Source organism: Variovorax sp. Soil_C_12, from assembly GCF_057657375.1.
The window spans coordinates 181,956-208,775 of the sequence record NZ_JBDGIO010000007.1; the positions used below are offsets into that span (position 1 = coordinate 181,956).

The window sequence follows — 26,820 nt, forward strand, 5'->3', positions numbered from 1 at the left end:
CCAATTCATGCTAAGTTGATATGAACTTCCGCCAGATCGAATGCTTTCGCGCCGTCATGCACACCGGCTCGATGACACTTGCCGCGTCGCAGCTGCACACCTCGCAGCCCAACGTGAGCCGGGCCATCGCGCTGTTGCAGCGCGAAACGCAGCTGAAGCTGTTCGAGCGCGTCGGGCTGCGCGTGGTCCCGACACCTGAAGCCCTTGCGCTGCTGAAAGAAGTGGACCGCGTGTACGTGGGCTTGCAGTCCATCAGCGCGGCTGCCGAGCGCATCCGCACGCTGGGCGTGGAAGGCCTGCGGATCGCGGTCACCCCGGCCCTGGCCATCAACCCCGTGCCGCGCATCCTGCAGGTATTTCGCGGCATGCGCCCGCATGTGCCCGTCGTGGTGACCACGGCGGATTCCGCGACCATCTGCAAAGGGGTGTCGTCGCGCTATTACGACCTCGGACTGGCGCCTTATGTCGCTTTGCCGCAGGAAGTCGACAGCGAACTCGTCCTTTCACAGCGTGCCGTCTGCATCGTGCCGAAGGGGCACCGGCTGGCGCGCCGGCGCAAGGTCGGCCCCGCGGATCTAGCCGGCGAGTCATTCATCTCGGCGTCGCCCCCGGACGTGGCGCGTGCGGAGATCGACAAGGTGTTCGTTCCCGAGGTCCGCAAGCTGGAGATCGAGACGACGCTGGCCACCACGATGTGCGCCATGGTGGCGCGCGGGCTCGGCGTCAGCATCCTGAATCCGGCGGTTCTCACCGACCTCGGTCTCGCCGGTGTGCATGCGCTGGAGTTCGAACCCGCGATCCACTTCGATTGCCATCTGATACGGGCCCACCAGCAGCCGGAGCAGGCGCTCGTCGCCGACTTCGTCGACGCCCTGCGCATCGTGGTGCGCGGCAGCGATATTCCAGCGCGCAGGAGCGGTGCCCGGTCGCCTGCGTGATGACGCCCCAGATGCCAATTGCAGCAGGCAGCATGGCCACGAGCCTTCATATCAGACAGGTATGAATACGGGCAAAACTGGAATTTGACGGTATGAACTGGCGTTTCGATACTGAGACGCCATGACGTCAGCGAACTCCTTCACCCCCGAGCGCCTGCGTGGCCGCCTGGATCGCATATTCATCGATGGCGAGTGGGTCATGCCGCGTGGGCGGGCCCGCGCCACGGTGATTGACCCCTCGACTGAGGAACCTGTGGCGGAGATCGCGCTGGGCGATGCACAGGATGTGGATATGGCAGTGGCAGCAGCGCGGCGCGCTTTTGCCTCCTGGTCGGCCAGCTCCGTCGAGCAGCGGGCCCAGCTGCTGGGCCGCATACACAGCCTCATCCTGGAACGGGCAGAAACCTTCGCACAGGCAATTTCCCTGGAGATGGGCGCTGCCATCGGCTTCGCGCGCAGCACCCAGGTTCCCGTCGCAGCGGAGCACATCCGCGTTGCGCGCGACAACGTGACCAGCTACCCGTTCCTTGCGCCGCGGGGCGACGTGGCCATCCTGCGCGAGCCCATCGGCGTGTGCGGGCTGATCACACCTTGGAACTGGCCGCTTTACCAGATCACGGCCAAGGTCGGCCCCGCCTTGGCCGCGGGATGCACGGTCGTTCTCAAGCCAAGCGAACTGTCGCCACTTTCCGCGCTGCTCTTCGCTGAGTTGATGCACGACGCCGGCGTTCCGCCGGGAGTGTTCAACCTGGTGAACGGCAGCGGGCCCGAAGTCGGTGCCGCGCTGTCGGCGCACCCCGACGTGGACATGATCTCCATCACCGGCTCGACCCGAGCCGGCGTGCTGGTTGCACAGGCCGCCGCCCCGACGGTGAAGCGGGTGGCGCAGGAGCTCGGCGGCAAGTCACCTAACGTGATCCTGCCCGATGCCGATCTGGCGCGCGCAGTTCCTCTGGGCGTCGCGGCGGGCATGCGCAACGTCGGCCAATCCTGCAGCGCTCCGACGCGCATGATCGTTCCGCGCGAACGGCTCCAGGAGGTCGAACGGATCGCGGCCAAAACTGCTGCGAGCTTCATCGTCGGCGATCCGCGCTCGCCGCAAACCACCCATGGCCCGGTGGCGAACCGCGCCCAGTTCAATCGCGTGCAAGAAATGATCGGCGTCGGTGTCGCCGAGGGCGCGCGGCTCGTGTGCGGCGGCGCGGGCCGGCCCGAAGGCCTGGCACACGGCCTCTACTGCCGCCCGAGCGTTTTTTCGTCGGTGCACCCGCGGATGCAGGTCGCGCAGGAAGAGATCTTCGGGCCGGTGCTCGTGGTGATCCCGTACGACAGCGTCGACGAAGCCGTGGAGATCGCCAACGGCACCGTCTATGGCCTGGGCGCCCACGTGCAAGGACAGGACCTGGTCGCCGCTCGCGCAGTCGCCGCGCGCATCCGGTCTGGCCAGGTCCACATCAACTACCCGGCCTGGAGCCCTTACGCCCCTTTCGGCGGCTACAAGCGCTCGGGCAACGGCCGCGAGTACGGCATCGAAGGGCTCGAGGAGTACCTCGAGACCAAGGCCGTTCTCGGCTACCAGTTTCAGTGAACAGCGCACAACGCGCAGGAGCAAATCATGACCGTAGCCCTCATGCTGCATCGCGCCGACGGCGCGCCCGTTTCCACCGCGTTCCGCCGGGCGGCGTTTGGCCAGGACGACCCCTTTGCGCGCCAGCGCGAGATCGCCTGGGAGGGACCTGACTCGATGGCCGTGGGCCGGGCCAGCTTCATCGGCGAGCTCGATGTCCCAGCCTTTCCGCACATCGAGACCATCGTCGTGGCGGAGGGCGAGCTGACCCTCACCCCGGCCGGCGGATCTGCGCTGGTGCTCGGCCCCAACTCGGGAGCTGTCATCGGACACGGCACCTCCCTGCGTATCGCGGCCACCACCCATGCGTTGTTCACGTTCTGCGCGGCCGCCTGCGAGCGGCCTACGAAGCGCGGACTCTTCGCCGTGCGCGCTGAAGCGAATTTCAAGCCCTCCAATTCGCTCCCGCCGGAGGCTTTGGTGAGCGGCGTGCCTCCCGAGTGCCGCGCCGACAACGTGTTCAGCGACGACGCGGCGCAATACAGCGCGGGGACGTGGGATTCGACGCCGTATCACCGCATCGTCCGCACTCATCGACAGAACGAGTACATGCACCTGGTGTCCGGAAGTGTGCGGTTCGCCGCGCCCGACGGCAGCGTGCTGTCGGCGAACACCGGCGACGCGCTCTTCGTTCCGCAGGGTGCGTCCATCGGATGGGAAAGCAGTGAGCGCGTCGCGAAGTTCTACGTGACCCAGAAGACCGCATGAGAATACTCAACTGCATCGCCGGCGAGTGGCTCCCGGCCGCGCAAGGCGGCGTGTTCGACGTGCGCAACCCCGCCGACGAGAGCATCGTTGCACAGGTGCCGGACAGCGGTGCGGATGACGCGCGGCGCGCGGCCGATGCCGCGGCAGCGGCGCTCGCCGGCTGGAAGGCGAAAACGGCACAGGAGCGTTCCCAGGTGCTCAAGCGCTGGCACGCGCTCATCGTGCAGAACACCGAGGCTATCGCCGCGCTGATCTCGCGCGAGCAGGGAAAGCCGCTGAACGAGGGGCGCGGCGAAGTCGCCTATAGCGCCGGCTACGTGGAGTGGTATGCCGAGGAAGCCGTGCGCGCCCATGGCGAGATGATCCCGGCGCCGGTGGCGAGCAAGCGCTTCTTCGTTCTGAAGGAAGCCGTCGGCGTGGTGGCCGTGGTGACGCCCTGGAATTTCCCGGCCGCCATGATTGCGCGCAAGATCGCGCCAGCACTGGCCGCCGGATGCACGGTGGTGGCGAAGCCTGCCGAAGACACGCCGCTCACGTCGCTGCTGCTGGTGGGGCTCGCCGAGCAGGCCGGTGTTCCGCCTGGCGTGCTGAACATAGTCACGGCCTCGCGCGAGCGCACGCCCGAGGTGGTCGGCCAATGGTTGGCCGACGGCCGCGTGCGCAAGATCAGCTTCACGGGCAGTACGGCCGTGGGCAAGCTGCTGGCGCGCGAATCGGCCGCCACGCTCAAGAAGCTGTCGCTGGAGCTGGGCGGCAACGCGCCCTTCATCGTGTTCGAGGATGCGGACCTCCACGCCGCTGTCGAGGGACTGATGGCGGCCAAGTTCCGCAACGGCGGCCAGACCTGCGTGAGCCCCAATCGGGTGTACGTGCACGAGGCCGTGCACGACCGCTTTGTGGACAAACTCGCGGCTCGCGTGGGCGCGCTCAAGGTCGGACCGGCCACTTGGCCCCAGGCCGAGATCGGCCCCATGATCAACGCGCGCGCCGTGGAGAAGATCGAACGCCACGTGAATGACGCGATCGCCAAGGGCGCAAAGGCCGTTGTCGGCGGCAGGCGCGTGCGCAATGAGATCGCCAGCGGCCCCAACTACTACGCGCCCACGGTGCTGACCGACGCCACGCGCGAGATGGAGTTGTCGTGCGAGGAGACCTTCGGACCGGTGGCACCCATCTTTCGCTTCGCGAATGAAGAAGAGGTGATCCAACTGGCCAACGACACGCCGTTCGGCCTGGCGGGCTACTTCTATTCCAACGATGTCAAGCGCATCTGGCGCGTCGCCTCCGCGCTGGAGACCGGCATCGTGGGCATCAACGAAGGTGCCATCTCGGCGCCGAGCGCGCCTTTCGGCGGCGTGAAGGAATCGGGTTACGGGCGGGAAGGCTCCCGTTGGGGCCTCGAGGACTACATGCATACGAAATACCTGTGCCAGGGCAACTTGTGAGCGTTCACGGGTCCGCGCGTGCAGGCACAGGCGCGCAAATAGGTTGATGCGGACTACGAACCGAATGCCCCGCTCGCGGGGCATTGTTCTTGAAGGCAGGGCGAAGTGTGTTCACGACGCGGTTGCCGGCCGCATCCCAAAACCGATGATGCCCGCCGGCTATTGAACCTGGCGGGCATCCGAGTCCCTAGTCCGCGTCAGGCGCTTTGTACAGCCTGGACATCGGGTATCAGGCGGTCACGCCTTCGAGCTGCAGGATGTTCTCGATCTGCTGGGGAACGGGCTCTCGCAGGAAGTCACCATCGAAGATGGCGCTGCCCACGGTGAAGCCCCATACGCCGCAGCGCCGCATGGCCTGGACCCGCTCGTTGCTGGCGATGCTGCCGGCCGCAAGCACCGGAATGCTGACGGACCGCACCACGCGCGCGGCCAGCTGCTCCACATCGCCGGCGAACCGGTAAGCCAACAGGTCCAGGCCGTGTACGCCCGGCAAGGCGGCCAGCCGCTTGGCATCCTCCACGATCTCGTCGATGGTGCCCACCAGGCGCGTGGGGTGGCCTTCGGTATGGCCCGCGAACGGGAAGTACTGGATGTCCGTGCCTTTCAGGATACGAACCGCTTCTTCCGCATGGCGGCCGCCCAGCAGGTAGTCCACGCCGATCTCGCAAGCCGCCTCCACCGAGCGCATCTCCGCTTCGCGGCTCGTGCTCACCACTTCGAGCATCACCTTTTTACCGTCCCCCTTCATGGCGGCGGCCAGGGACACCAGCTCCTGCACCGGCAGGCCGATGTCCTTGAATCCGATGTAGCGAAGCGGCGTTCGCGCCAGGTGCGCGTAGATCTGCGCGGCGTCGAGGACCGTGCGGTCCTCTTTGGTGAGCATGAAGACGAAGTGCGACATGGATTTTTCCTTCAGGTGGCTGCCGCAGAGGAACTGCGGGCGAGTTGGTGAGCGGTGGCCAGGGCCGTCTTGAGGCTGGATGGATCGGCGATGCCCTGGCCCGCGATATCGAACGCGGTGCCGTGGTCTGGGCTGGTCCGCACGAAGGGAAGACCCACCGTGACGTTCACTCCATCCTCGACACCCAGAAGCTTCACGGGAATCAACCCCTGGTCGTGATACTGGGCGACCACGATGTCGTAGCGTCCCTTGCGGGCTTGCATGAACACGGTGTCTCCGGGGAGCGGGCCAACCGCATCGATGCCTTCCTGCCTGGCTTGTGCCACCGCCGGCGCGATCAGCTCCATGTCTTCGCTGCCGAACAGCCCACCCTCGCCCGCATGGGGGTTCAGGCCGGCCACCGCAATGCGCGGTTGGGTGATGCCCATGCTCCGCAGGCTTCGATGGGCCAGCCGGATGACCTGCAGTTCGCGGTCGACACTGAGCTTGCGAACCGCGTCAAGGATCGAACAGTGCACCGTCACCAGCAGAGTGCGCAGGTGCGGGTTGGCCAGCATCATCCCGAAGTCGCTGGTGCCGGAGAGATCGGCCAGCATTTCGGTGTGGCCGGGGTAAGGTACGCCTGCGGCAGCCAGTGCCTCCTTGTGGATCGGCGCCGTGCAGATGGCGCTCACGCGCCCCTCATTCGCCCATTCAATCGACTGGCGGATGGCGTGAAAGGCCGCTTGGCCTGCTGCCGCGCTGACTTCGCCGTGGCGAAGATGGGCCGGTAGCGCACTCAGGCTGACCACCTGCATGCGTCCCGCGGCGGGCGTGTGCTCCTCGGGGGCGGAGATCTGCTCTACCACCAGGGAATTTCCCCAACGCGATGCAGCTTCCTGGAGGATTCCCAGGTCCCCCGCCACGAACGCGGAGTACTGCTCCATGAAACTTGCGTCGGAGAACGTCTTGGCAACGATCTCAGGCCCGATTCCCGCTGCATCCCCAAAGGTGATCACGACTGGCTTCATCAAATCTCTTTCCTCAATGACTGCAGGCAACGCTGAAAAACGTCATCGTCCCCAAAGCCTCCTGCCTTCGTGACCAACGGGAACTCCCCTTCGGGCGTTCGCATCAGGCACAAAGGAACGCCCGGCTCCACTTCGCGCAGGACCGCGATTTCGAATGCTTGCAGGTGGCGGGCGATGTGCTTGGCCGTTTCGCCTCCGGTGACGGCGAGCCCGTCGCAGCGGCCAGTCAGCACCGCATCGCAGACCCTCTCAACGAGTTCCGCCGTCAGCGCGTCTGACGCACCCCGTTCATCCGGGGTGGCCCAGACAAGGGCGCCGCGGGCTTCGGCATGACGCAGCTGGGCGCGCGACCTGGGGTTGACGCTGCCAACCACGATGCCAGGGCGCTGCGCCCCCTTCCAGGCCGGCACAGCCTGCTGTCGTTCGGGCAATGCAAGGGCCATTGCGCGCAGCAGTCCAGTCGACCCGGCCCACAGGAGGTCTCGCAGTTGGCCGGCGGCAAGAACCAGCTTTTGCAGGTCGGCTTCGGTGGATGCGTCCACCACCACCGCATCGACCCTGTCCAGCAGGCTGATGGCCTCCGCCGCATCACGGGCGACGTGCAGTTGCTGCCCTGCGGCGGCGAACAAGGCGGGCGCGCTGCTGACTCGCACCGGCGCCTGAGGGTCGCGTGAAAACGCTGTCTCCGCCACGGGAACTCCGTCGACCCGCACCTCACCGTTGACCGTGGTACGTCCCGCTGCGGGGAAGGCCGGTGCCACCAGCAGCTTCCTGCGTCCACTGGCCCGCCACGCCGCGATCACTTCGCAGGCGACAGGGCCCCTCAGCGTGGAGTCGAACTGCTTCACCAGGGTGTCCGCGTCACGCCACTGCTGCGCCCAGGCCGCGACTCGGCTTCCAGCGGTGGCGTCGTCCAGCGTTCGACTGTCGGTGTCAGTGCTCCAGACCTCCGGAACCTGCGGAGCTGAAAGTCCTTCACCAAGGACCACGCGCGTGGGCCATCCGCGCTGCGCGAACGCGGGCAGCGCATCCGTTGCGCTGGTGAAGTCATCGGTGATCACTCGGATTTGCCGTATCCGGACGAGATGCCGCGCGTCAGGCATGGAAAAACCTCCGCACCGCCGCAATGCAGCGGTCGATGCCTTCGGCCCCGACACCGAGGTGGGTGACGAAGCGCAAGCGATACAGCCCCCACGCCAGCACGCCTTCCTGCTTCAGCGCCTCCAGCAGTTCGTCCGACTTGTCGCGCGCAGGGCCGCGGAGGTCGACGAACAGGATGTTGGTGTCGGGCACCTCGACCTGCAGGTCGTCGATGCCGCGCAAGCCTTCGGCCAGCCGCTTCGCGAGCGCATGGTCCTCCGCGAGCCGGTCGATATGGTGGTCGAGCGCATGCGACACCGCGGCCGCCAGGAAGCCCGCCTGCCGCATGGCGCCACCCGCCATCTTGCGGGTACGCCGCGCACGCGCGATCAGCTCCTTTGAGCCGCAAAGGGCCGAACCCACCGGCGCGCCCAGCCCCTTGCTGAAGCACACCGAAACCGTGTCGAAGTGCCGCGCGATCTTCCTGGCCTCCGTTTGGGCGTCGCTGCCGGTGCGGCGAGCCTGCTCCACGGCCGCATTGAATAAGCGCGCGCCGTCGAGATGCGTCGCCAGTCCCTTGCCGCGCGCCAGTGCGGTCGCTTCCGCGATGTAGTCCAGCGGGATCACCTTTCCCATCAGCGTGTTCTCCAGCGCCAGCAGCTTGCTGCGCGCGAAGTGCTGGTCGTCCGGTTTGATCGCCTCCGCGATGTCGGCCAGCGCGAGCGTCTTGTCCGGCTGGTGCGCGATCGGCTGCGGCTGCACGCCGCCGAATACGGCCGCGTTGCCGCCTTCCCAGCGATAGCAGTGCTGCAGCTGGCCTGTGATGAACTCGTCGCCGCGCTGGCAATGGGCGAGCACGGCGCACAGGTTGCTCTGCGTGCCGGTCGGCACGAAAAGCGCCGCCTGGAAGCCGAGCAGGGACGCGATCTTGTCCTGCAGCGCGTTGACGCTGGGGTCCTCGCCGAACACGTCGTCACCGAGCGGGGCGGCCATCATGGCCTCGCGCATCGCGCGCGTCGGCTGCGTGACCGTGTCGCTGCGAAGGTCTACTACTTGGTTCATGTCGCCTGCTCCGGGAAGTTGCGCAGCATGGCGTGGCCATGCTCCGTGGGGATGGGTTCCGGGTGCCTCATTCGTGGTCCTTTTCTTGGTGGCTTCGAGCACGGTCCGCGACGAACCCGGATCTGCATGCTGGAAAGTCTGCGCGGTCATTGGTTGTTTGTTAAGCTCCAATTTCTTTCAAAATTGAGCAACCAAACTGATGCCTAACATTGCGGCTTCCGTGCTCCCGACGCTGGAGATGTCCGACACATCCCAAGCTCGGAATGCCCAATTGGCTTTGGCGCTTTCGCAAGCGATACGCGATGGGCGCCTGCCTGCCGGCTCCAGGCTGCCGCCGACGCGGGATGCCGCGCGTCAGCTTGGCCTGGGTCGCAACACGGTGGTGGACGCGTACGCCGAGCTCTCGGCAGAGGGTCTGCTCGAAAGCCGCGGTCGGCTCGGTACCTTCGTGGCACGGCAGGCCAAGGCTGTCCTGCAGCCGGCGGCTTCGCCGCCTCGCGTCGTGCGGCGCTTGTCCTCCAGGTCCGCCGCTCCCGCCGCGGTGTCACAGGACTGGCGATTGGGCCAGAGCGGCACTCAGCTGCTGCCCTTGGACGTGTGGCGTTCAGCGTGCCGCGAGGCTGGCCGGCATCTTCCCCCGTCGGGGTATGGGGACCCGCAAGGGCTGATGACACTGCGCGAAGCAATCGCCGCATGGCTGCGCCGGCACCGCGGTACGCAGCACGAAGCGACGCAGATCGTGATCACTCAGGGCGCCGGAAGCGCCGTGGAGTTGCTTGCGCGGACGCTTGTGCGACCGGGCGACTTTTGCGCTGTGGAAAGCCCCGGCTATCCGCGTGCATTGGCCGCGTTCGAGTCGATTGGCGGCACCATCGTGCGGGTGCCTGTCGACGAGCAAGGAGCCGTCATCAGGAAGGCCTTCGCGAGCGCCGATCCGAGCGTCTTCCATCTGACGCCAGCGAACCAATACCCGTTGGGAGGGCGACTCTCCGGGTTACGCCGCGCGGAACTTGCATCCCTCGTTTCAAGGTCGGGAACGCTTGTTGTCGAGAACGAGTACGACCACGAATTCATCTACGAGGGCCAGAACCACGCGCCACTGGCCGCGGCCCTTCCTGCGCAGACAGTCTTGGTCAGCACGTTCGCGAAGTCCATCAGCCCCGCGTTGAAGATCGGGTTCATCGCCGCACCCCAGCGCGTGGTGGATGCACTGGCGTCAACCATCGCCAGGGAGGGCCTGCACTCGAGTTGGCCCGTTCAGGTGTCCCTGCAGTGGATGCTTGTTTCCGGAGAGCTTCAACGACACCTGCGGCGCGCCAGGCGTCACCACGCCATTCAACGTGACCGTCTACTTGTTGCCATCCGCCAATCGTGTCCTGAGCTGCAGGTGCGCGGCACAGAAGGCGGCCTGCACCTCGTCTTGACGCTCGGGCGGAAAGAGCTAGACCGGAAGCTGGCAAAAGAGCTGCGGGTGCGAGGCGTCGTGCTGCAAACCGTCGGCGACTTCGGCCGCGACACCGACGAAGTCCTGATGGGTTACGGCCACATGGAAAGAGTTGGGGCTCAAGTGGCTGCCCATTTGCTTCGTGAGGCCTACCTGGCTACTGGCGTTCGCGCGTGAGCGGCGGCGCAAGGTCCAACGCAGCGAGGTGCGTCCTTCAGGCGTAGCAAAAACCGACTGTGGGTCTTCCGCACTTTGTGTGACGCTCAAGCTGGAGATTGCGGTGCTGGGCGACCTCATCTGCGGGGAACATGACCGGTGGTACCGGTGCAATCGATCGCGTTCTCGCTCGTGTGGGCAAGCGCGTCGTCAGCTGCAGCGCGCGACGAGGGTCTCTGGTGGTGCAAGCCCGCAGCACCGTGCGCGCTGCGCCATGTCCGACCTGCCGATGCCGGAGCAGTCGCGATTGCCTCGCGCTCGGCGTGAGGCAGGAACGCTGCGCGGGCCTGCCGGCGGGCGTGTTCAACCCCGGCAGAGCCTAGGACCCGCGAACCGGCCCGTGCTGCGCAGACCGCCTGTGGTCCCTCCACCCCGCCAGCCGCGATCAGGCCGCCGCCGTGGCCGCGTTGCGGCAGATGCCTTGGCGAGCGCGGCCTTTCCATCCGAAGCCGCTGTTGATGCCGGCAGCGACGGCGATGTCGGCCGGCTCTGTCGCGATAAGCCGCGCTGCCAGAATGCAGCCATGGACCGCTGCACGTCCAACTTCAGAACTCAACTCTGCAAGGGGTGATCAAGCGGCTGCATTTTCCGCTTGAACTCATGCTGGTTTGCGTTCGCTGGTACGCGGCGTATCAGTTGAGCTTGCGCAACCTTGAAGAGATGATGGCCGAGCGCGGTGTGCTGGTCGACCACGCCACCGTCCACCGCTGGTCATTGAAGATGCTGCCCGTATTGGCCAAGGTGTTTCGTCGGCGCAAGCACCCGGTCGGGCGGTCATGGCGCGTCGACGAGACTTACTTGCTCGTGGGCGGCCAGTGGAAGTATTTGTACCGAGCCGTCGATCGCCTCGGCCAGACCGTCGACTTCCTTCTGACCGCCCGCCGTGATGTAGCGGCCGCACGTCGGTTCTTCGAGCGCGCCATCGGGCAGCACGACTTGCCCGAGAAGATCACCATCGACAAGAGCGGTGCCAACACCGCCGCCGTACGGGGTCTGATCGCCGATAGCGGCGTCGCGATTGAACTACGGCAGTCCAAGTACATGAACAATCTTGTCGAGCAGGACCATCGTAGCGTCAAGCCCAGAATCCGGCCGATGATGGGATTCAAGTCCTTTCACTGTGCTGGCCGCCTGATCGCTGGCATCGAGACCATGCACATGATCAAGAAGGGGCAGTTGCGCTACGCCGGCGGCCTGGCATTTACACATGCCGACCACTTCTACAGTCTCGCGGTCCGTTGACCGGACCGTTTCCTGCATCAACTCGCCTCAACCGGCTTATCGCGACAGAACCGGCGCCGACGTCCTGATCCGACGCCGCCCTCACGCCCCGCGGCGCACCGCCAACTTGTGCAACAGTTCCACCAGGATCATGCGTTCGCCCTTGCTAAGGCTGGCCAGCGCACTCGGATCTCTCCGTAGGTGTCGATGATGTGCTCCTTGACCATCATCATGTTTTCGGCGGCGAGCAGTTCGTTGTTGTTGTCGTTGCGGTTGGTCAGTTGGGCGTTCGCGACCATGAAGCCGGCAGCCAGTGCATTCGCGTCGAACACGGAGGTGCCGGACGACTGCTGAAAGCGATTGCCGGATGCCGATGCGCGCCCTATGAGGTCGTCGCACTGCAGGAAAGCCGCATCGCCAACCAGGCGGGCGCCGAGCGCCCGGAGGATGTGAAGCTGGTGGGCAGCGCAGGCCATGCAGGCGTGGCTCGCCGTGCTAACGGAAAAAGGCATCCAGGAAGGCGCCCTCTTCCGCCGCATCCGCAAGGGGGTCATCTCGGAGAGCCCCTGGCACCTGCGGCCGTGCGCGACGTCGTGAAGGAGCGATGTGCGTTGGCGGGGGGAGGGGAAATTTTCTGCGCACTCGCTCAGGGCCGGGTTCGTGACGGAAGCGGGCCGGCAGAACTTTCGCTGTCCGAGACAATGGCCATGACCGTGTATCACAGCGTCCCAACCGTGATGGGCTGCTTCCGCGACGAGAGCGCGCTGGGCAGTAAGGTCAGCCGGATGCTCGAGAACGCTCGGCGACGTGCCTCCTTCGTGCCACGCCTTTGGCGCTCAATGGGATCGACGAGCCGTATCCGCGATCGATCGCTGGATCCACGGCAACCCGCGCAGGTTCAAAAGCGAACCGGAAACCGTGGATCTCCTTCAGACAGCCGCGTAGCGCCGGCGTCGGGCGGACTTCCAGCCAGTAGTTCCAGTAGGAGGGCTCGCGCGCCCCGCCTCCGCTCCCGTCAGTTACGGCCAGTGTCCGGAGGCGATCCCTCGGCATGGAAGAACCCGGCGTCGCGGAGGTTGCGCAGCGCGATGTCCAGGATTCGCGCCGTGGTTTCGCTGCGCTGATGCACGAGGTACGAGAAGTAGTAGGGCACGTGCGGAACCGCCGGCCTGGCGCGAAGGACCTGCAACGATTTCTCGGCGACCTGCCGGCGCGTGATGGATGCGGGCAGCATGGCGATCGCGTGGCCTGAGGCGACCAGCGCCACCATCAGCGAGAGCGAGTTGCAGCTGCTGTACTCGTCGAAGGCATAGCCGTCCGAGGCCAGCCAGCGCGAGGCCGATTCATGCAACGTGGAAGGCGGCGCATTGCACACGATGCGGTGGTTCAGTGCGTGCGCCGGCAGGAAGTCTCCGTCCGCGACCATTAGGTCGTGAGCCGCCACCCATTGATGCTGGGTCAGTCCGATGAACTGGCTCGTCACGTCCGGCTGGCTGCTCTGTCCCGTGTGCAGCGCGATGTCCAGCTCGTGGTTGTTGATCTTCTGAAGCAGTTGCGCGCCGCCGCCCACCGTCAGGTCCACGCGAAGCACCGGATAGCTGTCCTTGATGTCTTTCAGGATCTGCGGCATGCCGATGATGGCGCAGGACTCGTCCACGCCCAGGCGCACCAGGCCCGTGATGGTGCGCCGCAGGTCGAGCCGCGCCATGTCCTGGGCCGAGGCCAGCACGCGCTCCGCGTACACGAGGACGTTGCGGCCGAGCTCGGTGACCTGCAGACGCTGGCTCTGACGCTCGAACAGCTGGATGCCGAGTTCCTGCTCCAGGTCGCGGATACGGTGCGAGATCGCCGGCTGCGTGAGGTGCAGGTGCCGCGCGGCCGCATGCACGGTGCCGAGGCGCGCGGTCCACACGAAGGCCTGAAGCTGGTGCAGGGTGAACCGCGTTGATAAGGAACCCGAATCAGCCATCCTGAGAATTGATCAATATCCGAGTTGCATGCGCGTCCCTACGATTGGCCGCCATATGACGACGATATCCGAAATGACAGGCATCGAGCTGGGAACGCCGCCGCCACCCTGTGCGCCGCAGCTCCTGGCCCTCCTGAAGCAAGCCGAACCGGCCACCATCGGCCATTTTCACGATCGCGGCTTCTTGGACGGCCGGATCAAGGCCATCGCGGCGGTCACGCGCAGCGTCGGCACCGCCGTCACCGTGCGCTGCGAGCGCTCCGACGGGTCCATCCTGCATCACGCGCTGGGGCAGCTCCGGCCGGGCGACTTCCTGTTCGTCGACAGGGCTGGTGACGAGACGATCGCGTGCATGGGCGGCGCCAGCGTGCTGGCCGCGCGTCTTCGCGGCGTCGCCGGCGTGGCAGTGGATGGCTGCGTCACCGATATTGCCGAGCTGCGCGAACTCGGCGTGCCGGTGTGGGCCCGCGGCCTGAGCGCCCGCACCACCCGCGCCGGCGGCCGCGTGGGCAGCTTCTGCCGGCCCGTGGATTGCGCAGGGGTTCGCGTGCATCCCGGCGACGCCGTGCTGGCGGACGAGAACGGCATCCTGGTGATGGCGCCCGACGAGGCCTGGGCGCTGGCCGAACGGGCGATCGGCCTGCAGCAAGCAGAACAACAGGCGCTGGCACGGCTGCGCGCCGGCGAGACCTATCCCCAGGTGCTGGGCACCCAACTTTTCAACCAGGAGATGGCCGCATGACGAGTCCCGCGCACATCAAGCCGCCCGCTTTCGCGTCGATCGCGGAACTGTCACGCGCCCTGCGTGCGGGCAAGACGAGTTCGGTGGCGCTCACGCGCGAGTGCCTGCGCCGGATCGCAGCGCACGACGATCACTTCAAGAGCTTCCTTTCCGTCCACGAAGGGGAGGCCTTGGCTGCGGCTGCCCTGGCCGACCAGGAGCTTCGCGCCGGCCGCGACCGCGGTCTTCTGCACGGCATCCCCGTGGCGCTGAAGGACCTTGTGAACATGCAGGGCAAGCCCACCACGGCCGGCTCCCCGCTGCTCGCGTCCAACGTCGCGCACGAGGATGCGGCCATCGTCCGCCGCATCGCGGACGCTGGGGGCGTCATCGTCGGCAAGACCCATCTCGTGCAGTTCGCGCTCGGCGCATGGGGCACCAATGCGCACATGGACACGCCGCGCAATCCGGCCGGTCGCGCCACGGACACGCTGGCGCCCGGGGGCTCCAGCAGCGGATCGGCGGTGGCCGTGGCTGCTCACCTGGTGCCGTGGGCAGTCGGCTCCGACACCGGAGGCTCGGTTCGCGTGCCCGCGGCTTTCTGCGGCATCGTGGGCTTCAAGCCAACCATCGATGCACTGCCGCGCGAGGGGGTCTACCCGCTCAGCGACACTCTGGACAGCCTGGGCATTCTGGCATCGTCCGTGGAGGACGCGCGGTCGTGCTTCGAGGCGCTCGCCGGCGCGCGCGGCGCTGCGCACGAAGTCCGACGGCGAATCGGCATCCTGGAAGCGGATGAACTCGAGTCGCTCTCGCCCGCAGCCGCGCGATGCCACGCGCAAAGCCTGCAGCGTCTCGAGCAGGCGGGCTTCAGCCTGGTGCCATTCCGGTTTCCGGCCCCATTGGCCGCGTTCAAGGAACCGACCAACGCCATCATGATCGCCGAGGGTGCGCGGGTGAACGACCGCTTCCTCGACGACCCGGACCTGCAGATCGACCCTTCGGTGCGGCCCCGCCTCATCGCCGCCCGCTCGACCACGGCCGTGCAGTATCTCGAGGCCCGGGCCACCGCGTCGCGCTGGCAGCAGGCGTTCGCCGACGAGATGGACCGGCTGGAACTCTCTGCCGTGGCCATGCCCGTCACGGCGATGGCCGCGCCGCGCATCGAGGATGTCGACCACAACCTCGCACCGGTGCACTTCACGCGCCCGGTCAACCTGCTGGCACTGTGCGGCATCGCGCTCCCCGCGGGTCAAGACGACGACGAGCGCCCCATCGGGCTGCAGCTCGTCGGGCGCGCGCGCGACGATCACGCGCTGCTCGACGTCGCGTCCGAAGTCGCAGCCGCACTGCGTCCCGCGCGCGCCGCGCTCCAGGAGACCTGCAGTGCATAGCAGGCTGCTTGCCCTGCTGCTGGCGTTCGTCCTTCCGTGCGCGGTCGCCCAGGACTATCCGCAGAAGCCGGTGCGCCTGGTCGTTCCGTTCCCTCCGGGCGGCAGCGTGGACCTCGTCGCACGCCTGGTCGGCAAGAGCCTGCAGGACGCGCTGAAGCAGCCGTTTGTGGTCGACAACAAGCCGGGCGCCTCGGGCAACGTGGGTGCCGCCTACGTCGCCAAGGCTCCGGCAGATGGATACACGCTCCTGGTCGGCAGCGCCGGCGTCTTCGCCGCCAACCAGTTCCTGTATGCCAACCCGCCCTTCGATCCGCTGCAGGCGTTTGCGCCCATCACGCGGATCGTCGATCAGCCCAACATCCTGGTCGTGGGCACGCAGTCCCCGGCCCGCAGCGTCAAGGACCTGATCGCGATGGCCAAGGCGCGTCCCGGTAAGCTGAGCTTCGGCAGCGCCAGCGTCGGCTCCGCGCAGCACTTTTCCACGGAGATCTTCATGCAGCAGGCAGGCGTCGAGCTGCTGCATGTTCCGTACAAGGGCGGCGCCCCGGCGCTCGTGGATCTCATGGGCGGGCAGATCGACATGCTGTTCGATACCTCGCCCACAGCCCTGCCCTACGCCAGGAGCGGCAAGCTGCGTGCCCTGGCCATCACCAGCGGCCAGCGTTCGCCGCTGCTTCCGGACGTTCCCACGATGAAGGAAGCGGGCTTGGCCGACTTCGAAGTCGTCACGTGGACCGGCATCGCCGCCCCGGCCGGCACGCCGCGTGCCGTGATCGACACGATCAACGCCGCGATCAAGGTCGCGCTGCGCGGCGAGCTGCGCCGGCAGCTGGAGGAGACCACGCTCATTCCGGTCGGCGACTCGCCCGAAGCTTTTCGCGAATTCATCCGCAAGGACGCGGACACCTACGCGCGCCTGGTGAAGGCCGCAAACATCACCCCCCAGTGACTCACTCGATTGGATTGACATGAAGACTGCCTTGAAACATGCCCTGTATGCCGTCGTGCTCGCGATGACCGGCTTCGCTTCGGCGGCCGACTACCCCGACAAGCCCATCCGCATCGTCGTTCCCTACCCACCGGGCGGCGCCTCCGACACGGTGTCACGGCTGATCGGCCAGCAGCTCTCGCAGCGGCTCAAGCAGCCGGTGGTCGTGGAGAACAAGCCCGGCGCCACCGAACAGATCGCGGCCAGCTTCGTCGCCAAGGCGAGCCCGGACGGCTACACGATCCTGCTGGCCTCGACCGCCGGGTTGTCGGTCAATCCCACCCTCTACAAGGGACGGCTCGCCTACGACCCGGAAAAGGACTTCGCGCCGATCGCGATGGCCGTGACCCTTCCGAGTGTCGTCATGGTCCATCCGTCGGTGCCGGTCGGTTCGTTCGACGAGCTCACCGCATTCGCGCGGTCCTCGCCGACGCCGATCAACTACGCTTCCAGCGGCGCCGGCAACCCGAGCCACCTGGGCATGGAGCTGTACAAGCGGGTGGCATCCGTCGACATGACGCACGTGCCCTACAAGGGTGGCGCACCCGCGCTCCAGGACCTGATGTCGGGCCAGGTGTCGGTCATGATGGCCATCGGCCCAGAGTCGATGCCGATGGCCAAGGCGGGCAAGATGAAGGCGCTGGCGGTCACCACGGCGAAACGCTCGGACGCCTACCCCGGACTGCCGGCAGTCTCCGAAACCAAGGGATTCGCCAATTTCGAACTGCTGCACTGGTTCGCCCTGCTGGCACCGGCGAAGACGCCCGACGCCGTCGTCGCGCTGCTGAACAGGAACGTGAACGAGATCCTGCAGGACGCGGAGGTGAAGAAGAAGCTGATCGAGATGGGCATGGAGATCGAGGGCGGCTCGCCTCAGAGGCTGGCAGAGACGATCAGGCGGGACCGGGTCAAGTGGGAGAAGGTGATCGCCGAATCGAACATCCGGATCGACTGATCCGCCTTGTGACATCACCGAGAGAGCGCTGATATGGTATTTGCCGGCACGGGCATTCTGATCTCCTCGATGGAGGTCCTCCCCGAAGAGGAGGCCGATTTCAACGAATGGTTCGACCGCGAACACCTGGGCGAACGGGTGTCGATCCCAGGTTTTCTCGAGGCACGACGGTATGAATCCGCCGGCGCTCCGACACGGTACCTGCAGATCTACAACACCACGGGATTCGATGTGCTGGACAGCGCACCTTATCGCGCTGCCCTGGCGAACCAGACCGCATGGTCCAACCACCACATTGCCCGTTTCATCGATCCGACGCGCGTCGTTGGCCGCCTGGCGCACAGCGCCGGGGTGGCGCGAGGCGTCGCCGTTGCCCTGATCAGACTGCGGCCTTCGGGCGATCCGGCCATGATGCCTGCGCTCGCGAGCATCCTGGATGCGCTGGACAGACCGGGGACGGCCTCGATTCACTTCGTGGAAGCCGATGCCAGGCTCTCGAGGCCCGTGACCGCGGGCCCGGACTACGTGGGCAGCGAAGATTGCTACGTGATCATCGAATGCACGAACGAAGCCGCTGCCGAGCGCGCGCTGGCCGAACTTGGCCTGCCGGAGAAGCGCTACGGTGAACTGATCGACGCGCGGGTCTATCGCTATCGCATGGACATCGGCGCGTCGGCTCTAGCGGCAGGCTAGCGCGCGACCGGGGCAAAGACTCCCACGGCGGAACCGGTGGGTCCCTTCGATGGTCGGCGTGTCAGTACCCACGATCCGGGCGCCTTTGCGGATCAGCTCGCGACCGAGACCGTAGGAAGCACGGAGCGCCAGCCACCAAAGTGCCACACGACGCCAGGAAGCAGACGGACGATGAGCGCCGCTTACCAAGAAAATTTCTGCAAGAGCGCGTCCATCGGACATCGCCAGTAGCCCAGCGGGCCAGCGCACCGTGAGCACGGGCTCGCAGGCAAAGGCGTCACGGCATCGGTGATCGCGGCAGTGATGCCGGCGCCGGACTGCACGCGCACGGTATGAACCTTCGCGACAACCGCTTGGCCGTTTCGGATGTGACATCCACTCGGGTTTCACCGGGCACCGTTTCAGCCGGAACGCCCATCAGCGTGGGATGTCCCTCTGGGTGTTGTGATCGGGCACGGCAGTGCACGGCCCTCCCGGCCGTGGACTGCCAGTCGCAAGAAGCCCGCGCTCGCGGGCGTGTGCAGAGCGACCGCTCAGGCGGTCGCGCCCACCTGGTACAGCTCGACGCGCGTGCCGTCGGGATCGGTCACGTAGATCGTCAGGCCGTAGGGCCCGTCATGCAGGTCCTGCTGGAACTCGACGTCGGACTTCTTCAGCTTGTCGCGCAGCGCGCGCACGTCGTTGACTTCGAACGCAATGTGATCGATCTGCCGATGCGAGGGCACTCGCCCTCCGACGACAGCCACCCCCTGGTGGAAGGCGGTGAACGGCCGGCCGTCGGCCAGCGGCTTCGCCGGCCGGATCGAGAAGCCGAGCTGGTCGACATAGAAACCTACCGAGCGCGGCACGTCCTGCACCATCAGCAGCATGTGGCCGAAGCCGAGCGTGCGCGGGGCCGACTGCGCATCGATCCACGCGCGCATCTCCTTCGAATCGGAGATCTCGCAGAAGTACTGCTTCCAGACCTTCTTGGCTATCTCTTCCCATTCGCCATTGACGCCGGAGATGCAATCGTCGAGCGCCACCACGTCGTAGTCGCGCAGATAGGCCTCGCGGATGCTGGTCTCCACGCAGGCGTTCGTGGTCGTGCCGGCCACGAACAGGGTCCGCGTGCCCAGCATCTTCAGCATCATCTCCAGGCGCGTCTCGTAGAAGGCGCCGAAGCGGTGCTTGCGGATCACATAAGCCGGGTTGATGGCAGCGAGTGGCTTGAGCTCCTCGACGATCTCCTCGTCCCAGCTTCCTGCCAGCGCGGACACCTGCTTGCGCCGCGACGTGTGGCCGGCGAGCTTCTTGCGGGCCCGGCTCGCATCGACCGCGAAGTGCTCCTGCACGGTCCAGATCACCGGGATGCCGGCAGCCTGGCAGCGCGGGATCAGCTCGGCGAGCGTCGGCACGATCGCCGAGAGGCGCTGGGTGTCGACGCCGGAGATGCCGAGCGTGCCCTTGTCATGGATGAATGCGTTCTGCAGGTCGATGACCAGCAGGGCCGAGCTGCGCGGATCGAGGTTGTCGAGCGTCATCAGTTTTCCTTCATGTCGATGCCGAGCACGCCGTCGCGTCCCCAGTTGTCCTTGGGCGTGTCGTGAATGACCACGTGCAGGTGGTCGGGCTTGCAGCCGGCATGCTCGACCATGGCCTGCGTGATGGCCTTGACCAGGTTGCGCTTCTGCTCGACCGTGCGGCCTTGCCACATTTCGACGATGACGAATGGCATGTCAGTTCTCCTTGGGTTGGTTGCCGGCCCAGCGCGGCACCGGTAGTGAAAAGCCGGTGACGAAATCACTGCCGGCGCGATCCTCGCCACGCATGAGCCAGAGCGGACGGGTGGTGTAGTTGATGAGGGGCTGCTCCTCCATTGCCACCCAGTTGGCGGGCGCGCGGCTGTCGCGCACGAAGTGGCTGGTCGTCGGCATGTAGCGCAGCACATAGAGCGGCGACAGCGGATCCAGCGCCAGCACGCCCTCGCGTGCGATCTGTGTAAGGTCCAGGAAGATCAAGGGCTGTGCCGTCCCCGCCTGGACCAGAACGAGCGCCCCCTGCAAAGGCATTGCCGGCCAGTAGCGGCCCTCCCTCCCCTGCGCGACGAAGCGCTGGTAGGCGGCGGCCTCCAGGTACAAGTCGGTGTCCCACAGGACGATGTCAGGGCCGATCAGGGCTTCCACGCCGTCCAGCACCTCGGGGTCTTCGCAGATTTCCAGCAGCAGCCAGGGGTCGACCGCCCGGTCCCCGTGGCCCCAGGGGTTGTGGAGGCCCGACAGGCGCTCCTGTCGGGGCCGCCGCGGGCACTGCGCGAGTTCGCGTGCCGCGGCGTGGAGCGCGGCGACGCGTTCGCCGAGGCTGCGCGCGGACGGCGCCGCGCTGCCACGCATCGGGGTGTCGAGTCCGGTTTCCATGTTCTCGTGCGATCAGGCGGGCACGGTGACGCAGCGCCCGCGCCCGAACTGGCTTTCGTCGACCGCGCCGTTCTCGAAGAGCACCGCACCCCGCGCCACGGTGAGCACCGGCCAGCCCTTGAGCTTCCAGCCCTCGTAGATGCAGGTGCCCTTGCCCGTGTGCTCGACCGTGCGCTCCTCGTCGAGGTCGACCAGCACCATGTCGGCATCGAAACCGACCTCGATGTTGCCCTTGCGCGGCCAGAGGCCGAAGCGTCGCGCGGGATTGGCCGAATTGAGCTGCACCAGCCGCGACAACGGCAGGCCGCGCTGGTGCACGCCGAAGTGCAGCATCAGCGAGAGCTCCCACGGGAACGACACCACGCCGGGCAGTTCGCTCCAGAGGTCTTCCAGCTTCTTCGGCAGGAAGGGGACGTGGTCCGTGCCGAGGCTGTAAACCGAGCCATTGAGGACGCCACGCCAGAGGCCTTCCTGTTCCTCCTTGTCGCGCAGCGGAGGCGAAATCTTGGCGCGCATGTCGAGGTCGCTGTCGTACGCCGTGCGCGTGAGGTAGTGCTGGCAGGTTTCGACCGTGACGTGCACACCGCGCGCCTGCGCCTCGGCGGCCAGCACCGGGCCCATGCCGACGGACGTGTGCACAAGGTGCAGCGAGCAGCCCGTGCGCTCGGCCAGGAAGATCATGCGACGGATGGTCTCGACCTCGCAGAAGGCGGGGCGTGATTCGGTGTAGGCGCCCAGGTCCTGGCGCCCCGTCGCCTTGATCTCGTTCTTCAGCCAGGAGGCGATCTGCGTGTTCTCGCAATGCACGTTGATCACACCGCCGGGGATCTTCGACAGGATGCGCATCGCCGCGTACACCCAGCCGTCGGTCGCGGGAACGATGCCGATCGGGTTGTCGGGCTCGTAGCCGAAGTAGCACTTGAAGGAGCGCACGCCGGTCTTTGCAACGATCTCGGGGATCTCCGCGATGTGTTCCTCGCGCTGGATGCCGAAGTGGAAGCCGAAGTCGATGATCGAGTTCTCTTCGCCGACCGCCTTGCGCTCCTCGTAGAACGGCAGGTAGGAAGGCTTGAGGTTGCGGATGTAGAGCAGCGCCGTGGTCACGCCGCCCGAGGCCGCGGCTGCCGTCTCGGTGCGCATGTCCTCGGCGTAGGGGTACTTGACCCCGAGGTGGCAGTGCGGATCGATGACGCCCGGCATCAGCACGCGGCCGCCGGCGTCGATCTCGCGATGGCCCTTGGGCAGGGCGCTGTCGGCGCCCGTCATGATGATCTTTCCGTCCTGCACGGCCACGCCGCCGTGAAACTCTCCATCGTGCCGCACCACGCGTGCGTTGCGAATCACCAGGTCGGCTTGGCTCATTGGATCTCTTTCAGGATGTTGTCGATGCGGCGGCGCACGCCGCTCCATTGGCTGCGGCCCACCGTGATGGGTGCCCTCGCGCCGAGCCCGCGCGCCCAGACGAACTTGAGGCCGAGTTCCTGCGCGGCATCGCGGTCGATGCCTCCCGGGGGCGCGGCCAGGTCGACCAGCAAGGCGTGCGATGGCAGCTTCAGGAGCTGCTCGCGCCCGAGCACGCGCGCCGGCGCGCTCGCGATGACGATGTCCGTGCCGGGCAGCACGTCCGCCAGGGCCGTCAGCTCGTGCGATTCGGCGCCGGCCGCGTGCGCCGCGGCGCGCTGAACGGCATTGCGTGCCGCCACATGGACGCGTGCGCCGAGCGCCAGCAGCGTGTGCGTGACCAGGGAGCCGATGGTGCCCTGCCCCACCAGGCACACCTTGGCCTTGTGGATCGTGATGTCGGTGTTCTCGATCAGCACCTTGAGCATCCCTTCGACGATCGCCGGCCCGCGCAGCAGCATCAGGTCCTCATCCCATTCGTACTCGTGCAGCGTGATGCCGATGGCCTCGCAGTGCGCCTTGAGCTTGGGGTCGGCCCAGCCGAGGATGATGTGGGCTGGACGGCGCATGCCGCCGAGCATGGCGGCGTCGGGAATGATGCGATCGGCACACTGGGGCGCGAACAGCGCCCCGTCCGGCGCGATGCCGGGAATCGGGAAGAGCGCGATGTCGGCGCCTTCCAGCGCTTCGCGTGCATTGGCTGCGTGCTGCACGCCTTCGATGCCCTGCTCGGGCCACGGGAAACCGTAGGCGCGCACTTGCGCCCCCGCGGCCACCGCGCAGCGCGCGATCTCCTGTTCGCGTCGATCGCCGCCGACTATCGCGATGACGACTTGGTCCCAGTTCATGGCTGCTGCCTCACATGTTGTAGAAGTTCGTTGCTGGACATTCCGGCGATCCCCATCGCCTCGGCGGTGCGCCCACCCTTGGCGTAGTCGATGCCGACCAGCGCCTGCGCCAGCGTGAAGAGCGAGCGCGCCACCGGCGTGGCCACCCCGGCGATGGCCGCAAGCTCCAGGAAGGGCAACACGCCGTGCCCGAAGTCCTCGCGGTAGTAGCGATGCTGGAGCGAGTCGGGACCCTTGATGCGCTTGTTGGCCTCGCCGCCCGCGATCGCGGCCATGAAGTCCTGCGTGTCTTCAACAGAAGACTCCACCGTGCCGATCAGCTTCATCTCCTCGACCAGGTTGGGCAGGCGATGGCCGAAGGCGGCGGCGACGGCGAGCCGTTCATCGTCGAGCGCGCGCATCGTGCGCGCTACGCCGGGCGTCATGGCCTGCACGTAGAAGGTGAAGTCGCCCTGCGTCGCCTCGACCCAGGCGGCGGCGAGCACCGCCCCGGGCGGATGCAGCACCAGGTTCGCATTGGCGAGCGCGCAGGCGAGTACGTCGCCGACGGCCGAGGCGCCCGGGAACAGCGCGCAGGCCACGGCCAGAGCCGCATCCCCGCCGGGCAGCGCTGCCGCACGGACCTGGCGAGCACGCCCGGTGACGGTCACGCCGTCCGGCTGGTACTTGCGCGCCACGTAGGTCAAAGTGGAGAACTCGGCGATCGGCGGCAGATCGGAGCGGACAGCGCGCCAGGCCTGGGCGAATTCCAGCGCACCGCCGGTGTGGCCCGGATTCAGCACCACTGGACGGTTCGCCGGCCAGCCGGCAGTGGCCAGGGCGCGGGCGACCGGCGCATGGGAAAAGGTCGGCAGCGTGACAACCGCAGCATCGGCGCCTTCGATCGCGGCCTTCAGGTCGGCCGTGATCAGGCGCGGGCGCGCGATGCCCGTGCCGAGCACACCGTCGTAGCGGACGCCCTCAAGCGCCTGGAAAGGTGCAAGCGTTTCGGCAGATCGGTTCCACAGAACCACCTCGTGGCCGGCCTGCGTGAGCTCGGCCACGGCCGCGGCGCCGCCGGCGCCAGCGCCCAGAATAGAAACTTTCATGGTGTTCCTCAGTGAGCGACCAGGACGCCCTTGGCTTCGAACATCTCCCGCACCTGGCGCACGTGGTGCTGGAAGGCGGGGTTCCCGTGGATGCCGCTCCAGCGGCGCGGCCGCGGAATGTCGATGGTCAGGTCGAGATCCACGCGACCCGGCCGCGGAGACATCACGATGACGCGGTCCGCGAGGAACACCGCCTCGTCGATGCCGTGCGTGATGAACAGCACGGTGTTGCGCAGCCGCAGCCACATCGTTTGCAGATCCATGATCATCTGCTCGCGCGTCAGCGCGTCGAGCGCGCCGAAGGGCTCGTCCATCAGCAGCAGCCCCGGCTCCTGGATCAGCGCGCGGCAGATGGCCACGCGCTGGCGCATGCCGCCCGAGAGCTCGAACGGGAACTTGTTGTCGAAGCCCTGCAAGCCCACCTGGGCGAGCAGCTCGCGCGCGCGGCCGGCGGCGGCCGCCCGGTCCTTCCCCTTGATCTCGATCGGCAGCAGCACGTTGTCGATGATGCTTCGCCACGGCAGCAGCAGGTCCGACTGGAAGACCACGCCCGCCTTGGGATGCGGCTTGACGACCTCGTCGCCGTCGATGCGCAGGCGGCCCGAGGACACCGGGGTCAATCCGGCGAGCAGCGACAGCAGCGTGCTCTTGCCGCATCCGCTGGGCCCGACGATGGCCACGAAGCTGCCCGGGGCGATGTCGAGGTCGACCCGATCGAGCGCCTTCACATCGTCGCCGGCGCGCACTTCATAGGTCTTGGACACGCCCTCGACCCGCACGTTGGCTGCATTACTCATGGCGGCCCTCCGATTGCGCGAGACGCACGACGGCCCGCATGGATGTCACGGCGTCGCGTCTGATCATTTGGCACTCTCACGTTGATAGGAAACCTTGGACTCGATCAGTGCCAGGACGAAGTAGAGCAGCACGCCGAGCAGGGAGATGGTGACGACGGTGGCGAAGTTCAGCGTCGTGTCGAACTGCGAGTTCGCCTGCAGCTGCAGGTAGCCCAGCCCGCGTTCCGCGGCGATGTACTCGCCGATGATGGCCCCGATCACGGCCAGGGAGATGGCCACCTTCAGCCCGCCGAAGATGCTCGGCAAGGCCGCGGGCAACCTGACCTTGAAGAAGGTCTGCCATTCGGTCGAGCCCATCGAGCGCACCATGTTGACCAGGCCCTTGTCGAGGGACTGGAGGCCGACCACCGTCGAGATCACGATGGGGAAGAAGGAAATCAGGAACGCCAGGCTGATCTTGGGCCCCCAGCCATAGCCGAGGTAGAGCACCAGCAGGGGTGCCAGCGCGATCTTCGGCACGGTCTGCAGCGCCACCAGCAGCGGATAGACCGCGCGCTCGAATGCCTTCGAATAGAAGATCGCCAGCGCCAGGGGGATGCCGATCATCACCCCGGCGAGGAAGCCAGCGAGCACCTCAAGCAGCGTGACGTACGAATGGACCGCCAGCAGATTGAAATCCGTCACCATCCGCTTGCCGATCGCCAGCGGCGTGGGCAGCACGAATTCCGACAGGCCCAGCAGCGGGACCGCGAACTGCCAGACGAGCAGGATGGCCACGGCGAGCAGCACGGAGGCGTAGCGCTCCGTGAAGCTGCCGCCGGGGGCTTTCTTCTTGGGCTTGCGCGTGGTGGGCATCGGTATGGCTTGGGCGTGTTTGAGCTCAGTCATGCGTTGGGCCTTTGTTCACAGGGCGGGCAGCAGGTCATTGGTAAAGAAGGTCTCGACGGGCTTAGATGTCCCGATCGCTTCGTCCGTCTTGAGCAGGTCCAGCGCCTGCGAGATGGCCTTGGCATCGATCCATCCGACCGGCTTGCCGGGCCCGGACGGGACCGCGTCCATCGTCGCGCGCACCTGCGCCTCCACGACCTCCTGCGGCGGGCTGCCCTGCCAGGTCTTCATCAAGGCTGCCGCGGCGGCCTTCGGGTCCTTGCGCGTCGCGGCGATGCCTTCGTTGACCGCCGCCAGGTAGCGCCGCAGGACTTCGGGCCGCTTGGCGATCGCCGCATTGCTCGATACCGCGGCCAACCCGGGGATCGCCAGGCCATGCTGGGCCAGGTCGAGGACCGTGAACTTGGTGCCGACCTTGGCCTCGAGCACAGGCAGGTCGCTCGTGCGATAGACACTCACCGCGTCGACCTGCTTCTGCAGGAACTGCGGCACGCGCGACTGCGCATCCATCTGGACTTTCTTGACCTTGGCGCAATCGATGCCGTTGACCGCGCAGAAGACGGCCAGGTAGGAGGTGCCCGTTTCTCCGACCGAGTGCGCGATCGTCTTGCCTTCCAGGTCCTTCGGCTGCGCAACCGGCTTGTCGGGCTGCGAGATCAGCACCACCGGCGTGCGGGGATGGTAGAGCGCGACGATCTTGACCGGCATGCCCTTCTGGATGGCAGAGACCGCGAAGATCGCGGGCATCACCACCACGTCTTCCTGTCCTTGCAGCAGGGCGCCCAGCGCCGCGGGTGCCCCAGCACCCTCGCCCATGCGCACGGCCAAGTTCTTCGAGGCGTAAATGCCCTGCTCCTGGGCCAGATAGAGGTGACCGTACTCGCCCTTGAGCTTCCAACTGAAGCGCACGTTCACCGCGTCCGTCGCCCAGGCGGCGGAGGTCGAGACCACGAGGGCTGCCAGGGCAGCCGTTCTGAGATGGGAGCTCAAGGAAATGCCGGATCGCAGGAGTCGCATGGAATACCGTCCG

At 66.7% G+C, this 26,820-nt stretch carries 26 protein-coding genes; 11 read left to right on the top strand and 15 right to left on the bottom strand.

The genetic code is table 11. The annotated features are described in order from the left end of the window. Positions 1-20: 20 nt before the first annotated feature. The 4 genes from AC3A6X_RS20195 (at position 21) to AC3A6X_RS20210 (ending at position 4,718) form a co-directional block, all read left to right on the top strand. Positions 21-938 carry a LysR substrate-binding domain-containing protein gene (locus tag AC3A6X_RS20195; RefSeq protein WP_487843868.1) on the top strand — a complete coding sequence of 306 codons (918 nt, stop codon included), beginning with the start codon at positions 21-23 and terminating at the stop codon, positions 936-938. 121 nt (positions 939-1,059) lie between these two features. Further along, positions 1,060-2,526, top strand: coding sequence for an aldehyde dehydrogenase family protein (locus AC3A6X_RS20200; RefSeq protein WP_487843869.1), 1,467 nt, complete (start codon positions 1,060-1,062; stop codon positions 2,524-2,526). Positions 2,527-2,553: 27 nt separating this feature from the next. Continuing rightward, on the top strand, positions 2,554-3,273 hold the full coding sequence (locus tag AC3A6X_RS20205; RefSeq protein ID WP_487843870.1) for a cupin domain-containing protein: 720 nt from the start codon (positions 2,554-2,556) through the stop codon (positions 3,271-3,273). Then, positions 3,270-4,718, top strand: a complete 1,449-nt coding sequence (locus tag AC3A6X_RS20210) for an NAD-dependent succinate-semialdehyde dehydrogenase (protein ID WP_487843871.1) — start codon at positions 3,270-3,272, stop codon at positions 4,716-4,718. Before AC3A6X_RS20205 ends, AC3A6X_RS20210 begins: the two co-directional genes overlap by 4 nt. A 229-nt stretch (positions 4,719-4,947) precedes the next feature. On the opposite strand, the gene AC3A6X_RS20215 is transcribed toward AC3A6X_RS20210, so the two are convergent. Genes AC3A6X_RS20215 through ltaE form a run of 4 tightly spaced genes read right to left on the bottom strand, consistent with a single transcriptional unit; the run spans position 4,948 to position 8,771 of the window. Continuing rightward, the gene (locus AC3A6X_RS20215) at positions 4,948-5,619 is read right to left on the bottom strand and encodes a beta/alpha barrel domain-containing protein (RefSeq protein WP_487843872.1); all 672 of its coding nucleotides are present in this window, start codon (positions 5,617-5,619) and stop codon (positions 4,948-4,950) included. 11 nt (positions 5,620-5,630) lie between these two features. After that, the gene (pdxA, locus tag AC3A6X_RS20220; RefSeq protein ID WP_487843873.1) at positions 5,631-6,629 is read right to left on the bottom strand and encodes a 4-hydroxythreonine-4-phosphate dehydrogenase PdxA; all 999 of its coding nucleotides are present in this window, start codon (positions 6,627-6,629) and stop codon (positions 5,631-5,633) included. After that, on the bottom strand, positions 6,629-7,732 hold the full coding sequence (locus tag AC3A6X_RS20225) for a four-carbon acid sugar kinase family protein (RefSeq protein ID WP_487843874.1): 1,104 nt from the start codon (positions 7,730-7,732) through the stop codon (positions 6,629-6,631). The genes pdxA and AC3A6X_RS20225 overlap by 1 nt, the downstream gene beginning before the upstream one ends. Further along, the gene (ltaE, locus tag AC3A6X_RS20230) at positions 7,725-8,771 is read right to left on the bottom strand and encodes a low-specificity L-threonine aldolase (RefSeq protein ID WP_487843875.1); all 1,047 of its coding nucleotides are present in this window, start codon (positions 8,769-8,771) and stop codon (positions 7,725-7,727) included. Before ltaE ends, AC3A6X_RS20225 begins: the two co-directional genes overlap by 8 nt. A gap of 238 nt (positions 8,772-9,009) precedes the next feature. Here ltaE and AC3A6X_RS20235 point away from each other — a divergent pair, with 238 nt between their 5' ends. Both AC3A6X_RS20235 and AC3A6X_RS20240 read left to right on the top strand, forming a co-directional pair. Beyond that, positions 9,010-10,392 carry an aminotransferase-like domain-containing protein gene (locus AC3A6X_RS20235; protein WP_487843876.1) on the top strand — a complete coding sequence of 461 codons (1,383 nt, stop codon included), beginning with the start codon at positions 9,010-9,012 and terminating at the stop codon, positions 10,390-10,392. Between the two features lie 597 nt (positions 10,393-10,989). Then, positions 10,990-11,673: an IS6 family transposase gene (locus tag AC3A6X_RS20240; RefSeq protein WP_487844080.1), complete on the top strand. Its 684-nt coding sequence runs from the start codon at positions 10,990-10,992 to the stop codon at positions 11,671-11,673. 128 nt (positions 11,674-11,801) lie between these two features. Here AC3A6X_RS20240 and AC3A6X_RS20245 read toward each other — a convergent pair whose 3' ends face one another. Beyond that, complete coding sequence (locus tag AC3A6X_RS20245) at positions 11,802-12,164, bottom strand: DUF6351 family protein (RefSeq protein ID WP_487843877.1); 363 nt, start codon at positions 12,162-12,164, stop codon at positions 11,802-11,804. Positions 12,165-12,667: 503 nt separating this feature from the next. Continuing rightward, entirely contained in the window at positions 12,668-13,621 is a 954-nt protein-coding gene (locus AC3A6X_RS20250) for a LysR family transcriptional regulator (protein ID WP_487843878.1), read from the bottom strand. Between the two features lie 73 nt (positions 13,622-13,694). On the opposite strand from AC3A6X_RS20250, the gene AC3A6X_RS20255 reads away from it, so the two are divergent. Genes AC3A6X_RS20255 through AC3A6X_RS20275 form a run of 5 tightly spaced genes read left to right on the top strand, consistent with a single transcriptional unit; the run spans position 13,695 to position 18,372 of the window. Next, positions 13,695-14,363: an RraA family protein gene (locus tag AC3A6X_RS20255; RefSeq protein WP_487843879.1), complete on the top strand. Its 669-nt coding sequence runs from the start codon at positions 13,695-13,697 to the stop codon at positions 14,361-14,363. Continuing rightward, positions 14,360-15,736, top strand: coding sequence for an amidase (locus tag AC3A6X_RS20260; RefSeq protein WP_487843880.1), 1,377 nt, complete (start codon positions 14,360-14,362; stop codon positions 15,734-15,736). The genes AC3A6X_RS20255 and AC3A6X_RS20260 overlap by 4 nt, the downstream gene beginning before the upstream one ends. Continuing rightward, on the top strand, positions 15,729-16,685 hold the full coding sequence (locus AC3A6X_RS20265) for a Bug family tripartite tricarboxylate transporter substrate binding protein (RefSeq protein WP_487843881.1): 957 nt from the start codon (positions 15,729-15,731) through the stop codon (positions 16,683-16,685). The genes AC3A6X_RS20260 and AC3A6X_RS20265 overlap by 8 nt, the downstream gene beginning before the upstream one ends. Positions 16,686-16,716: 31 nt before the next feature. After that, a complete protein-coding gene (locus tag AC3A6X_RS20270; protein ID WP_487843882.1) occupies positions 16,717-17,679 on the top strand; it encodes a Bug family tripartite tricarboxylate transporter substrate binding protein in 963 nt (320 codons plus the stop codon). Between the two features lie 33 nt (positions 17,680-17,712). Next, positions 17,713-18,372: a hypothetical protein gene (locus AC3A6X_RS20275; protein ID WP_487843883.1), complete on the top strand. Its 660-nt coding sequence runs from the start codon at positions 17,713-17,715 to the stop codon at positions 18,370-18,372. A 533-nt stretch (positions 18,373-18,905) separates the two neighbouring features. On the opposite strand, the gene AC3A6X_RS20280 is transcribed toward AC3A6X_RS20275, so the two are convergent. The 9 genes from AC3A6X_RS20280 to AC3A6X_RS20320 form a co-directional block, all read right to left on the bottom strand. After that, a complete protein-coding gene (locus AC3A6X_RS20280) occupies positions 18,906-19,895 on the bottom strand; it encodes an isochorismatase family protein (protein WP_487843884.1) in 990 nt (329 codons plus the stop codon). Beyond that, positions 19,895-20,089 carry a 2-hydroxymuconate tautomerase gene (gene thmT, locus AC3A6X_RS20285; RefSeq protein ID WP_487843885.1) on the bottom strand — a complete coding sequence of 65 codons (195 nt, stop codon included), beginning with the start codon at positions 20,087-20,089 and terminating at the stop codon, positions 19,895-19,897. Before thmT ends, AC3A6X_RS20280 begins: the two co-directional genes overlap by 1 nt. Position 20,090: 1 nt before the next feature. Continuing rightward, complete coding sequence (locus AC3A6X_RS20290) at positions 20,091-20,768, bottom strand: hypothetical protein (RefSeq protein WP_487843886.1); 678 nt, start codon at positions 20,766-20,768, stop codon at positions 20,091-20,093. 12 nt (positions 20,769-20,780) lie between these two features. Beyond that, positions 20,781-22,130 (bottom strand): dihydroorotase, encoded by a 1,350-nt coding sequence (locus AC3A6X_RS20295; RefSeq protein WP_487843887.1) that lies wholly within the window; start codon positions 22,128-22,130, stop codon positions 20,781-20,783. After that, positions 22,127-23,017: a dipicolinate synthase subunit DpsA gene (locus AC3A6X_RS20300; protein WP_487843888.1), complete on the bottom strand. Its 891-nt coding sequence runs from the start codon at positions 23,015-23,017 to the stop codon at positions 22,127-22,129. The genes AC3A6X_RS20295 and AC3A6X_RS20300 overlap by 4 nt, the downstream gene beginning before the upstream one ends. Beyond that, positions 23,014-24,105, bottom strand: a complete 1,092-nt coding sequence (locus tag AC3A6X_RS20305; RefSeq protein ID WP_487843889.1) for an NAD/NADP octopine/nopaline dehydrogenase family protein — start codon at positions 24,103-24,105, stop codon at positions 23,014-23,016. Before AC3A6X_RS20305 ends, AC3A6X_RS20300 begins: the two co-directional genes overlap by 4 nt. Positions 24,106-24,113: 8 nt before the next feature. Then, a complete protein-coding gene (locus AC3A6X_RS20310) occupies positions 24,114-24,902 on the bottom strand; it encodes an ABC transporter ATP-binding protein (protein ID WP_487843890.1) in 789 nt (262 codons plus the stop codon). Between the two features lie 63 nt (positions 24,903-24,965). Next, the gene (locus tag AC3A6X_RS20315) at positions 24,966-25,790 is read right to left on the bottom strand and encodes an ABC transporter permease (RefSeq protein WP_487843891.1); all 825 of its coding nucleotides are present in this window, start codon (positions 25,788-25,790) and stop codon (positions 24,966-24,968) included. A gap of 15 nt (positions 25,791-25,805) precedes the next feature. Then, a complete protein-coding gene (locus AC3A6X_RS20320; RefSeq protein ID WP_487843892.1) occupies positions 25,806-26,780 on the bottom strand; it encodes an ABC transporter substrate-binding protein in 975 nt (324 codons plus the stop codon). Positions 26,781-26,820: the final 40 nt, after the last annotated feature.